This window comes from Acrocarpospora pleiomorpha, from assembly GCF_009687885.1.
In the GTDB taxonomy this organism is placed as follows: Bacteria; Actinomycetota; Actinomycetes; order Streptosporangiales; family Streptosporangiaceae; genus Acrocarpospora; species Acrocarpospora pleiomorpha.
Genome location: NZ_BLAF01000070.1, coordinates 1 through 12,167 on the forward strand (window position 1 = coordinate 1; position 12,167 = coordinate 12,167).

At 68.7% G+C, this 12,167-nt stretch carries 13 protein-coding genes; 1 reads left to right on the top strand and 12 read right to left on the bottom strand.

Annotated elements, in window-relative coordinates; genetic code table 11:
- Positions 1-260: 260 nt before the first annotated feature.
- Positions 261-497, bottom strand: a complete 237-nt coding sequence (locus tag Aple_RS41995; RefSeq protein WP_155350354.1) for a hypothetical protein — start codon at positions 495-497, stop codon at positions 261-263.
- Positions 498-508: 11 nt separating this feature from the next.
- On the bottom strand, positions 509-1,219 hold the full coding sequence (locus tag Aple_RS42000) for a hypothetical protein (protein ID WP_246265141.1): 711 nt from the start codon (positions 1,217-1,219) through the stop codon (positions 509-511).
- Between the two features lie 288 nt (positions 1,220-1,507).
- On the opposite strand from Aple_RS42000, the gene Aple_RS42005 reads away from it, so the two are divergent.
- On the top strand, positions 1,508-1,798 hold the full coding sequence (locus tag Aple_RS42005; protein WP_155350356.1) for a PLDc N-terminal domain-containing protein: 291 nt from the start codon (positions 1,508-1,510) through the stop codon (positions 1,796-1,798).
- 10 nt (positions 1,799-1,808) lie between these two features.
- Here Aple_RS42005 and ccsA read toward each other — a convergent pair whose 3' ends face one another.
- The 10 genes from ccsA to Aple_RS42055 form a co-directional block, all read right to left on the bottom strand.
- Positions 1,809-2,717: a cytochrome c biogenesis protein CcsA gene (gene ccsA, locus Aple_RS42010; protein WP_155350357.1), complete on the bottom strand. Its 909-nt coding sequence runs from the start codon at positions 2,715-2,717 to the stop codon at positions 1,809-1,811.
- Positions 2,707-4,248: a cytochrome c biogenesis protein ResB gene (gene resB, locus Aple_RS42015; RefSeq protein WP_155350358.1), complete on the bottom strand. Its 1,542-nt coding sequence runs from the start codon at positions 4,246-4,248 to the stop codon at positions 2,707-2,709. Before resB ends, ccsA begins: the two co-directional genes overlap by 11 nt.
- Positions 4,248-4,976, bottom strand: a complete 729-nt coding sequence (locus Aple_RS42020; RefSeq protein ID WP_155350359.1) for a cytochrome c biogenesis CcdA family protein — start codon at positions 4,974-4,976, stop codon at positions 4,248-4,250. Before Aple_RS42020 ends, resB begins: the two co-directional genes overlap by 1 nt.
- Positions 4,963-5,532, bottom strand: a complete 570-nt coding sequence (locus Aple_RS42025) for a TlpA family protein disulfide reductase (RefSeq protein ID WP_155350360.1) — start codon at positions 5,530-5,532, stop codon at positions 4,963-4,965. Before Aple_RS42025 ends, Aple_RS42020 begins: the two co-directional genes overlap by 14 nt.
- A 181-nt stretch (positions 5,533-5,713) precedes the next feature.
- Positions 5,714-6,349 carry a histidine phosphatase family protein gene (locus tag Aple_RS42030; protein WP_155350361.1) on the bottom strand — a complete coding sequence of 212 codons (636 nt, stop codon included), beginning with the start codon at positions 6,347-6,349 and terminating at the stop codon, positions 5,714-5,716.
- 90 nt (positions 6,350-6,439) lie between these two features.
- Positions 6,440-7,399, bottom strand: coding sequence for a LysR family transcriptional regulator (locus tag Aple_RS42035; protein WP_155350362.1), 960 nt, complete (start codon positions 7,397-7,399; stop codon positions 6,440-6,442).
- Between the two features lie 183 nt (positions 7,400-7,582).
- A complete protein-coding gene (gene hemL, locus Aple_RS42040) occupies positions 7,583-8,872 on the bottom strand; it encodes a glutamate-1-semialdehyde 2,1-aminomutase (RefSeq protein WP_155350363.1) in 1,290 nt (429 codons plus the stop codon).
- Between the two features lie 10 nt (positions 8,873-8,882).
- Complete coding sequence (locus Aple_RS42045; RefSeq protein WP_155350364.1) at positions 8,883-9,518, bottom strand: bifunctional DNA primase/polymerase; 636 nt, start codon at positions 9,516-9,518, stop codon at positions 8,883-8,885.
- Between the two features lie 109 nt (positions 9,519-9,627).
- Positions 9,628-10,614, bottom strand: a complete 987-nt coding sequence (hemB, locus tag Aple_RS42050) for a porphobilinogen synthase (protein WP_155350365.1) — start codon at positions 10,612-10,614, stop codon at positions 9,628-9,630.
- A gap of 14 nt (positions 10,615-10,628) precedes the next feature.
- Positions 10,629-12,149, bottom strand: a complete 1,521-nt coding sequence (locus Aple_RS42055) for a bifunctional uroporphyrinogen-III C-methyltransferase/uroporphyrinogen-III synthase (protein WP_218038776.1) — start codon at positions 12,147-12,149, stop codon at positions 10,629-10,631.
- Positions 12,150-12,167 lie beyond the last annotated feature (18 nt).

Genomic DNA, 12,167 nt, shown 5'->3' on the forward strand with positions numbered 1-12,167 from the left:
CGGGCTCCGCCCGCCCCCGCCAACGCCGTGGCACCCACCAACGATTGCCACGCACCGCAGACGCCCAGGACCACGCCCTACCAAGGACACGCACCCTCCTCCGGACCACGCCCTACCAAGGGCGCCCGTACTCCCAGGGCCACGCTCCACCAGCGGCTGAGCCGATCTGCGGCTGCGCTAGGCCGGCGAAGCCAGGCCAGCGCATGAGGCTGAGCGCCAGCGACCCAAAGGGCGGGTGGGTGGGGAAAAAAGCAGAACGTTTATTCCAGTTCGGATTTGTAGGCCAGGAACTCCTGCTCCAAGGCGTCGTTCTCCTCCTGCCAGCGGCGGCGGCGCGAAGCCTCCTCTTCCTCGGTGATGGATTCGGGGAGCCATTGATCGTAGTCCGGCTCGCCTGGCGCGATCTCGACGTACGCGTTGCCGATCAGGCGCCCGTCATCGCTGGTCAACGACTGCGGCACGCGCAGTGTCCCGTCAGCGAGCCGGATCACGAACATTGCTAGACCACCTAGATTCCGTAGCGCCTGTTGAAGAAGAGCATGACGTTCAATGCGGTCCGGGTGTTTCCGCCGAGCATGTCCACCAGGGCGGGACGCTGCCGCGACGCGATGGCCGCGAACGCGTCGGCGAAGAACTCCTTACGACCGAGCGTGCCTGGTTGTTTGTGGAAGGCCGAGGCGAGTAACGGTCGGCATTCCTCGTAGAGTGCGGCGAACTCTGGTGAGTCCGAAACCCACTCTCCCGGACGGGCGTCCACATCGTCCAGCGCATGCCCGACTTCGTGCATCATCACATCGGGTGTCGGAGATGGCCGATCCCCCACAACGATCTTGCGATCGCCGTACGCGCCGGCGCAGATGTCCCACGTCGCCCGCCCCGACGGCAACGGCGCACCCCGCAGGTACCCCATGTCGTCAAGATCCGGCACCCCTCCCCGTCCGATGTAGATCCCGTCAAGACCGTCGGCCAGCAGATCCTTGAGCCGGTCGGGTAACCGCGCCAGGCTGTCCACCGCCCGTACGGCGTCCGGCGACGGCGGCCCGTCCTGACCGTCCCACTGGCGGTACATGACACGTTCCAGCGCCCCGCAGTGCCGCCTCCCATCCCTCGTGTCCGGCCGGTCGGGCCGATGCGGCGTGGCCCTGGCCGGCTGGTCGTCCAACTCGAAGTCGCGCCAGGTGTACTGCGGCCGATCCACCACGGGGGCGGTCACCGCCATCCTGCGCTCAACATGCATCTCTGGGTGCATCTCAGGCCGCTGTTCAGCGGTCTCCACCCCACGGTAAGGCGACGCATAGGTGGCCCCCACCTGGCCCCGCTGCCACCACCGAGTCCCTCGCCGGTGACGGCCTCTATCGCCCTGCTGCGCCATCGCACCTCTCTCTTTGTCGGGAAGGTGCTTGTACCGAACTACCGTACGATGTCGTTTCGCGAGAGTCATCCCTAATGATGTACGGCTATCGCGATGAAAACACGATCACCTGCTCACATCGTTTACCGTGTGGGCATGGCGAACGTGATAGTCGGTCTGGCGTTACTGGCCTTCTGGCTCTACTGCCTCTTCGACGTGATCACGACCCCGGCCGAATACATTCGGGGCCTGCCGAAAGGCGTGTGGGTGCTCATTACGGCCGTGCCGGCCATTGGTGGTGTGCTCTGGTTGCTGGCGGGGCGGCCACCGCTGGCGCCTGCCGTACCGGATGAGCAGGCCGAGGAGCCGCCCCCGGCTCCGCGCGGGCCCGACGATGACCCGGAGTTCTTGCGGAACCTGGAGCGGCGGCTCAGAGACGATGACTAGTTGACGACGATTAGTTCACGTCGGCGTAGGAGTGCAGGCCGCCGAAGAAGATGTTCACGCCGACCAGGTTGAACAGCAGGCAGCCGAAGGCCACCAGGGAGACGATCAGGGCGGCCTTGCCCTTCCAGCCGGCGGTGGCCCGGGCGTGCAGGTAGGCCGCGTACGCCACCCAGGTGATGAACGCCCAGACCTCTTTGGGGTCCCAGTTCCAGTAGCGTCCCCACGCCTTGTCGGCCCAGAGCGCGCCGGAGATGACGGCGAACGTCCAGATCGGGAAGCCGATCACGATCACCCGGTGCGCGATCCGCTCCAGGTCCGCGAGAGCGGGCAGCCGGGACTGGCCCGCGCCCCGGAACAGGTAGAGGGCGGCGGCCACCCCGCCCACGGTGAACAGCCCGCTGGCGGCGATGGCGGCGCTCACGTGAATGGCCACCCAGTACGAGTCCAGCGCCGGAACCACTGGACCGGCCTGCGTGTACAGCACCCGGACGCTGAACCCGAGCCCGATCGCGGCGATCACGCTCACGAACGCGCCCAGGAACCGGACGGGGTAACGCAGCTGCATGAACAGGTACACGGTCACGGCGGCGAGGATCATCGCCACCACGAACTCGTACATGTTGCCCCACGGCCACCGTTCGACCGCGAGCCCCCGGGTCAGCGTGGCGGTCACGTTGGCGGCCCAGCCGACCCAGGTCAAGCCGACCGCGATCCGCCCGGCGCGCATCGCCCAAGCAATGGGCTCAGCTTCCTGAGTCTCGGTCACCGTGCTGCCGTCGGCGGCGACGAGTTCTCTGACCTGTGCCGGTCGGGTGGCGAAGGCCAGCTCAAGGGCGTACCCGACCATCGCGGCCAGGTAGAGCAGGATGGCGGCCAGGATGAGCTGGTCGCTCAGGGTGGCCAGTGTGTCAGCGGTCATCCGAGACTCCTGAACGGGGGTTGAGCGAGGCGACGATCTCGGCGAACTCGTCGGTGAAATTCGACCCCTCGGTGCGGGACAATCCTCCCACCGTGACCCTTCCGTCCGTCATCCGGACCCAGACCCGGCGGCGGCGGATGGTCAGCGAGAGCACCAGGCCGAGCACGGCGGCGATGGAGGCCACCAGCGCGGGCATCCGCCCGGGGTCGTACGTGGTCTGCAAGGAGATCCACTCCTTGACGCCGGTGAACTCGATCTTCCCGGCGCCGCCCGGCAGGTCGAGGGCCTCGCCGACGGCCAGCGGGCGCGGCTGCACGGTCATCGTGCCCAGCGGTTTGAGGTTCTTGTGCGCGCTCAGGTCGTAGACCGACTGCGGCTCGCCTGAGTCCAGCCCGAGGTCGCCCGCGAACGGCCAGACCTGCACGGTCGGGTTGGCGGCCCCGGGGAAGACCGAGATCCACTCCTCCCCGACCGGAAGCGTGGACGGCAGGAACCGCCCCAGGAAGGCCAGCTGCTGCGGCCGCGCGTCCGGCACCTTGATGACGCACTCGGATTCGTACGTCGAGGTGTTGGAGGTCAGGCACGGCACCGGCCCTTCGTACGCGACCTGCCCCTTCCCGTCGGTCACCTTGAAGACGGGCGCGTAGCCGTGGCCGATCAGGTAGGTCAGCGTGCCGTTGACGTCCAGCGGCTCGTTGACGCGCAGGTCGACCACCCGATCCGCCGCGCCGGGGGCGTCCTTGACGCTCAACGTGGCGGAGAAAGTGAGCGGCTGGCCCACCTTCTCGTGCCCTGGCCCGATATAGGTGGCCTGGAAGTCGGTGAGCTTGAACGAGAACGGTTCCAGCGACTCGGCCGAGACGGATGCACCGGGGACATAACGGTCATAGGCCGCGACGGTGTTGGCGAAGCCGTCGCCTTCGACCACCAGAACGTTGCCCTTGTAGCCGTACAGCCCGCCGGCGCCGACCGCGATCAGCAAGACCAGCAGCGCGACGTGGAATACCAGGTTGCCGGTCTCCCGGAGGTGGCCCTTCTCGGCCGCCACCCAGTCAGGGCCGGTTTCGACCCGGAAGCGGCGCTTCCTGAGCGTGGCCGCGGCTTCGGCGATCGTGAGGTCCGCCGTGAACTCGTCGTGGTGCGGCAGGCGGAGCAGGTTGCGCGGCGCGGCCGGGGGTTTGCGGCGGATCTCCTTGAGGTGGGCCAGCGTGCGCGGCAGCACGCAGCCGACCAGCGACAGGAACAGCAGCAGGTAGATGGCCGCGAACCAGGGCGAGCGGAACACGTCGAACAGCCAGAACCGGTCCAGCCATTCGGCCTTGACCGGGTCGTTCGCGTAGTAGCGGGCCACCAGGCTGGCATCGACGTTGCGTTGCGGGAAGACCGAGCCGGGCACCGAGGCGAGCGCGAACAGGAACAGCAGGATGAGCGCGGTCCGCATCGAGGTGAGCGTGCGCCACCCCCACCGCAGCCAGCCGATCACGCCCAGGCCGACCGGCTTGGCGATCTGCTTCTCTTCGGTCAGTGTCATCAGATCACCGGCTCGAATCCGCCCACCCAGCCCTGCAGGCCCGCGATGAGCTCACCCCACAGGCCGGTGACGAGCAGCAGCCCCACGGCCACCAGCATCGCGCCGCCGACCCGGGTGATGAGTTGGGAATGGCGGCGAACCGCCCGGAAGGTGTGCAACGCCCTGCGGTAGGCGAGCCCGGCGACGATGAACGGCAGGCCCAGGCCGAGGGCGTACCCAAAGGCCAGGAGCGCGCCACGGGCGGCGCTGCCCTGGTCGACGGAGAGGGTGAGCACGACGGCCAGGGTGGGGCCGATGCACGGCGTCCAGCCGAGGCCGAAGACGACGCCGAGCAGCGGCGCGCCCGCCAGCCCGGCGGCGGGGAGCTTGTGGAAGCGGAAGTCGCGCTGCAACCCGGGGATGAGGCCGAGAAACGCGACCCCGAGCACGATCGTGAGCGCGCCGAGCACTTTCGTGATGACCTGGGCGTTGCCGAGCAGCGCCGCGCCGAGACCGCCGAAGAGCGCGCCGCCCAGCACGAAGACCAGGGCGAATCCGAGCACGAAAAGCCCGCTGCCGAGCACGAGCGTGCGCCGGCGCGGGTCGGCGCTCATGCCCGTGACGTACGACAGGTAGCCCGGCACCAGCGGCAGCACGCACGGCGAGAGGAACGAGACGAGACCGGCCAGCAGCGCGATCGGCAGGGCGATCAGCAGCGAACCGGAGGCGACCGTCTCAGCGAGGTTCACTGTTGACCTTGGTGACGGCGTCGAGCAGCGCCTGGTACTTGACCCCGCCGAGGGCCCGCGCGGCGATCTTGCCGTTCCTGTCGATGATCAGCGTGGACGGAATCGCGGCAGGCGGCACGGTCCCTTGGAACCCGAGCAGCACCTGCCCCTGCTGGTCGTGAATGCTCGGATAGCCCGGCTCCATGGCCCGGTCATAGGCGAGCGCCGCCGTCTTCTGATCCTTGAAGTTCACCCCGAGAAACTCCACACCCCCCGATTTGGTACGGGCGGCGACATCTTTCAGGATCGGCCCCTCAGCCCGGCAGGGCGCACACCAGGACGCCCAGAAGTTGAGCACAACGACCTTGCCCTTGGCCAACCCCGCAGTCGAACCATCCAGCGACTGACCTTCAACCACGGGCGCGTCCTTGCGCTCCCCCGGTTGAAAGATCTGGATTTTTCCGTCACCGGGGATAAACCGCGTATCTCCGGACTCCGGCTGCCCCGAACTCTGCGAACCCGCACAGCCCGCCAACACAAGGACGGCGAGCACGAAGACGAGAGGTTTGATGGGCATCGGAGAACGATCTCCTAGTACTACGGCCAGTAGAGCAAAATTACTCTACTGCGTTATGCCCGCGCCTCCGGCACGGGGGCTCGGGCGCCTTCAGCCTGCGTCTTCCCTCGTCACTCCGGCCACTCCGCGACCTGCGTTCCTCAGTCCAGACACAGGCGCGCCCTCACGGGGATAGCTCGGCCTAAGCTCCGGCCAGGGGATTGCTCTTGAGCAGGATCGCAGCCGGTTCCGTATAGCCGACCGTGACCAGCCGGTCGTCCTCGAAGGTGAAGCTCGTCAAGCTGGCCAGCGAACACTGGCGCCGCCGCGGATCATGCCAGAGCCGCCGATTCTCCGCCGCCAACCGGATGATCCAGATCGGCAGCTGATGGCTGACCATCAGGATCTCGTGCCCGCGCACCGCCGACTTCGCGGAGTCGATGACGGACTTCATCCGGGCCACCACATCCAGATACGCCTCCCCCCAGGAAGGCCGCCTCGGATCCCTGATGTGCCAGAAGTTGCGCGGATCCTTGAACACCGCGCCCGCCAGCCGCTTGCCCTCGAAGACGTTCGTCGCCTCGGTCAACCGATCGTCCAGGGTGACCGCGAGCCCGCCCAGGGCCTCCGCGGACGGCGCGGCCGTCTCCTGGGCGCGCTCCATCGGCGAACTCCAGATCGCCACGATGTCCCGCCCCGCGATGGACTTGGCCACCATGTCGGCCATCGCCCGGCCATTGTCCGACAGATGATATCCCGGCAGTCTGCCGTAGAGGACGCCCGCGGGGTTATACACCTCACCGTGGCGCAGCAGATGAACAACGGTGGTCTCAGTCATGGTGGCGCCAGCCTACTGCGCTATTAATTAGAAAGTCGTGATCTGGACAGCCGCGGCGGTGAGTCGCGTGGTCGGCGGCTATGCGGCTGTCTATGGGACGGGTTTCTGGTTAATAACCGGCGTGCTCAGACTCGCCGCGCCCGGCTCAAGCGCCAGCGGAGCACATGCGGTGCGCAGCGCCTCCACGGCTGCCCGGATCGCGGGACGGCGGGCCGCGTCGGTTCGCCACAGCGCATAAACGCGGCGAATCGGGCGGGGAAGGATCGGGACCATCCGCACCTCGTCGGGCACCGCGCCCCGGCCCAGGCGCGGGATGAGCGCGTAGCCGTGCCCGGCCGCGACCATGGCCACCTGCGACGGATACTCATCGGCGTAGCACACCACCTGGGGCTCCTTCTCCGACGACCGGATCAGGAACATCAGGAAATCGTGGCAGACCGTCCCCGGCGAGGAGATGATCCACTGATCGCCGGGCAGGTCCGCCAGGGCCACCTCACGCTGGTCGGCCAGCGGATGATCGGCCGGCACCGCGACATCGGCCACATCTTCGAGCAGCGCGGCCCGGGACAGACCGTCCGGAATGGCTATCGGCCGGTTGACCCAGTCCTGCACCACGGCCAGGTCGATCTCGCCCCGGGTGACCTCGCGCACCATGCGGTCCGGCTCGCGCTCGAAGACGAGCAGGTCCAGGTCCGGGTGCCGATCCTTGAGCAGGGTCAGCGCGTTCGGCATGATGCCGCGCGCGGCGGTCGCGAAAGCCGCCATGGACAGCTTCCCGACGACCGCGCCACGCAGCGCCTCGAAGTCCGCCTCGGCGGTCTCCACCAGCGCGAGGATCTTCTCGGCATGGTCGGCCAGCAGCCCGGCGGCGTCGGTCAGCTTGACCCCGCGCCCGTTCCGCTCGACCAGCACGGCACCGGTCTCCCGCTCCAACTTGGCGAGCTGCTGGGAGATGGCGGACGGGGTCACCATCAACGCTTCCGCCGCCGCGCCCACCGAACCGTAGGTCGCGACCGCGTGCAGAGCCTTCAACCGGTGCAAGTCCAACATGTAGCTAGTCTAAACCATGCACCTAAGAAAATCTCGCTTGTGCTCAACTGTTAAGCACCAGAAAATGAAGACATGAGAATCCTAAACAACATCTTCACGAAGACCAACCGCCCCGCCGAGCTCTCCTACCTGGAGACCCTGGCCCGTCAGGCCCGCCAGTCCCGCTCCAAGAAGCTGAGTCGATCAACCTGAAGCTGCTGCTCTTGCGGCAGCCGGTAGGGCTTCGGCGATCCGGGTCAATGCGTCGTCGTCGTGCGAGGCGGAAAGGAACCACGCCTCGTACGCGGACGGCGGCAGGTAAACGCCCTGATCCAACATCGAGTGGAAGAACGCCGTGTAGGCCGCCGTGTTCTGGGTCTTCGCCGACGCGAAGTCCGTCACCGGCTGATCGGTGAAGAAAATGGAGAAGAGGTTCCCGGCGCGCTGGAGCCGATGCGGCACCCCCGCTGCGGCCAGCGCGTCCGAGGCCGCGCGGCCGATGATCAGGGCCGAGGCGTCGACCCGGTCGTAGACGTCGTCATCGCAGGCGTTCAGCGTGGCCAGTCCGGCGGCGCACGCGAGCGGGTTCCCCGACAGCGTGCCCGCCTGGTAGACCGGCCCCTCCGGAGCGAGGTACGCCATCACGTCGGCCCGGCCGCCGAAGGCCGCCGCCGGGAGGCCGCCGCCCATCACCTTGCCGAAGGTCATCAGGTCGGCGTCCACGGGGTCGAGGCCGTACCAGCCGGACGCGCTTACCCGGAAGCCGGTCAGCACCTCGTCCACGATGAGCAGCGCGCCATGCGCGGTGCACAGCTCGCGCAGCCGCCGGTTGAAGCCGTCCAGCGGCGGGACGACACCCATGTTCGCCGGGCACGCCTCAGTGATCACGCACGCGATCTCACCGGCCGCGAACGCCTCCTCCACCGCCTCCAGATCGTTGTACGGCAACACGATCGTGTCCGCCGCCGACGCGCCCGTCACCCCCGGCGTGTCCGGCAGGCCGAAGGTGACGACACCGGACCCCGCCGAGGCCAGCAGCGCGTCCACGTGCCCGTGGTAGCACCCGGCGAACTTGATGATTTTCGATCGGCCGGTGAAGCCGCGCGCGAGCCGTACCGCACTCATGGTGGCCTCGGTGCCGGAGCTGACCAGCCGCACCTTTTCCACGGCCGGGCTCATCCGGTTGACGATCTCCTCGGCAAGCAGCACCTCGCCCTCGGTGGCGGTGCCGTAGGAGAGGCCGTGGGCGAGCGCGTCCGAGACGGCCTGCACCACGGCGGGATGCCGGTGGCCGAGGATCATCGGCCCCCACGAGCAGACCAGGTCCACATACTGGTTGCCGTCCACATCCGTGAGGTACGGCCCCTGACCGGAGGCCATGAACCTCGGTGTCCCGCCCACCGCCCCGAAGGCGCGGACCGGGGAGTTCACCCCGCCGGGCACGAGCTCCTTGGCCCGGGCGAACAGTTTCGCGGATTGCTGGGTAAATTCCACGCCCACGAGATTAGTCGGCAATCAGGTCGAGCACGCGAAGGGGATCGGGCAGCGGACGCCCGTCCGGCGGGCGCAGCCAGGTCACCACCGAGCCGCCGGGAAGCGTCGACGGCGGCGCGAGCACGTAGCTGTCGCGGCAGTGCCAGCGCAGCCCCGGCGAGGAGTCGATCGTCTCGGGCCCGTAGTCGAGGTGGCAGGACCACCACTCGTCCTCATCGTCGGGCGCACCTCGCGTAGCCACATAAAAAAGAACCCGGTCACCGTTAGCGGAGACCGGGCCAGTGGCGAAACCGGCGGCGTCCATGGCCGCCAGCGCGGTGATCCCCGCGGCGGCGGGGACGTCGAACACGTCGAATACCCGGCCGGTGGGCAGGATCACGTTCGCCTCGGGGTTCTGCCCCCACCAGCGGGTGAGCTGGGCGGTGTCCAGCGTGGCCTGCATCTGCCAGGCGGGCGACAGCGGATGCGTGCCGGGATCGGGACAGCCGACCCGATCGCACGAGCAGGCGCGCCCGCCCTCGCGGAGCGGGTGCGCCCCCATACAGCTGGCCCAGCCGAGCGCGGCATAGTGCAGCACCGAGGTGATGGGGCGCGGCGTCCGGTGCGCGCGCCGCCTCGATCTCCGAGCCAGCGGTACCCCCACCATGGCGCTCCCTCCCCGACGGAAAACAGCCACCACGGGGGTGGCTGGTGTTGCACCCGATAATGCCTGTTACAAGATGACCTTCGCAGGGCGACCCCCGGATATGGCCCGGTTAGGCCAAACGGCGCGCGATTTCCGTGGCCCAGTAGGTGAGGATGAGATCAGCACCGGCCCGCCGAATGGCGATCAGCGACTCCATGATCACTCGATCCCGGTCGATCCAGCCGTTCGCGGCGGCGGCCTCCACCATCGCGTACTCCCCGCTCACCTGGTAGGCGGCCACGGGCACGTCCACCATGTCGCGGACCTGCCGCAGGATGTCCAGGTAGGCCAGCGCGGGCTTCACCATGACCGCGTCCGCGCCCTCGTCCAGGTCCAGCCGGATCTCCCGCAGCGACTCCCCGATCGGCCCGGCCGGATCCTGCTGGTACGCGTTCCGGTCGCCGAACTGCGGCGCGCACTCGGCCGCCTCCCGGAACGGGCCGTAGAACCCGGACGCGAACTTCGCCGAGTAGGCCAGGATCGGAATCTCCGCGAAGCCATCCGCGTCCAGCGCCGTCCGGATGGCCGCGACCTGGCCGTCCATCATGCCGCTCGGCGCGATCACCTGCGCGCCCGCCCGCGCCTGCGCGACGGCGGCGGCGGCGTAACGCTCCAGCGTGGCGTCGTTGTCGACCTCGCCGGTCGCGGTGAGCAGCCCGCAGTGGCCATGATCGGTGTATTCATCCAGGCAGGTGTCCGCGATCAGCACCAGCGCGTCGCCCACCTCCGCAGCCAGGTCGGCCAGGGCGAGCTGCACGATGCCGTCCGGGTCGTCGGCGGCCGAACCCCGGCCGTCCTTGTGCAGCGGGATGCCGAACAGGATGAGCCCGCCGACACCCGCCTCGGCGGCCTCGTGCGCGGCCTTGCGGAGCGAGTCGCGCGTGTGCTGCATCACGCCGGGCATCGACCCGACCGGGTTCGGCTCGGCGATGCCCTCCTTGACGAAGAGCGGCAGGATCAGCTCGGCCGGATGCAGCCGGGTCCCGGCCACCATGCGGCGCAGCGGCGCGGTCCGGCGCAACCGGCGCGGCCTAGCGACCGGAAACTCAGCGGTCATTCCCTCACCCCAAGCTATTTGGCCCGACGACGGGCACCCCTTCGCGTCTGTGACGGACGACGCGGAATCTCACCGGCGGAGACAGCCGCCTGGCGCTGCTTCGCACCGTACTCCGCCAGCGCCGCCGCGAGGGCGAAAGCCGAAGGTTTGTCGGCCATCACGTCCACCCGCAGCCCGAACTCCTCCGCCGTTCTGGCGGTCTGCGGGCCGATGACCGCGATAACGGTGACATTGTGCGGTTTCCCGGCGATCCCCACCAGATTCCGCACAGTCGAAGAAGACGTGAAAAGTACAGCGTCGAACCCGCCGCTCTTGATCGCTTCCCGGATCGGCGCGGGCGGCGGCGCGGCCCGGACCGTGCGGTAGGCGGTCACGTCGTCGCACTCCCAGCCAAGCTCGGTCAGCCCCGCCACCAGTGTCTCGGTGGCGATGTCGGCGCGCGGCAGCAGCACCCGGTTGATCGGGTCCAGCATCGAGTCGTACGGCGGCCACTCGGCCAGCAAACCTTCCGAGGACTGCTCGCCGGTCGGCATCAGATCCGGCCGGACCCCGAACTCGACCAGGGCCCGCGCGGTGGCGTCGCCCACGGCGGCCACCTTCAGCCCGGCGAAGGCGCGCGCGTCCAGGCCGTATTCCTCGAACTTCTCGCGGACCGCCTTGACGGCGTTGGCGCTGGTGAAGGCCACCCACTCGTAGCGTCCGGTGACCAGGCCCTTGATGGCGCGGTCCATCTGCTGCGGCGTCCGCGGGGGTTCCACCGAGATGGTGGGCACCTCCTCGGGCACCGCGCCGTACGAGCGGAGCTGCTCGGACAGCCCGGCCGCCTGCTCCTTGGTGCGCGGCACCAGCACCCGCCAGCCGAACAGCGCCCGGGTCTCGAACCAGGAGAGCTTGTCCCGCTGGCCGACCGCGTCGCCGACCACGATGACCGCAGGCTCGGTCATCCCGGCGTGCTTCAGGTCGTGGCCGAGCCGCCCGAGCGAGGACACCACGGTGTACTGCTCGGTGGTGGTGCCGTCGCTGGTCACCGCGACCGGCGTGTGGTCGGATTTGCCGCCGGCGATGAGCGCCTTGGCGATCGGGACCGCCTCGGCCAGCCCGTTGTAGATCACCAGAGTGCCCTGGCAGGCGGCGTGCGGTCCCCATTCGGTGACCTGCGTGGCGTCCACGATCCGGAACTCCGGCCCCGACGAGGCGGCCGGGATGCCGGCATAGGTGAGCACCGCGGTCGCGGGCGGCACGCCGGGCACGATCTCGAACTCCACCTCGGCCTTGGCGCAGGCCGCGACCTCCTCGGCGACCGAGGAGAACAGCGAAGGATCGCCGGGGCAGACCCGGACGATCCGCTTGCCCGCCTTGGCCGCGGCGACGAAGCCCTCGGCGGCGGTCATGACGATCACGTTGGGGGGGCAGTGGCGTAGCAGCGCGCCGTACGCCTCCTGGTCCAGCACGACGACATCGGCGCGCGACAGCAGGTCGGCTCCGCGAAGCGTGAGCAGGTTCTCGTCGCCGGGCCCAGCTCCGACAAATGCCACGAATCCAGACTCGGTATT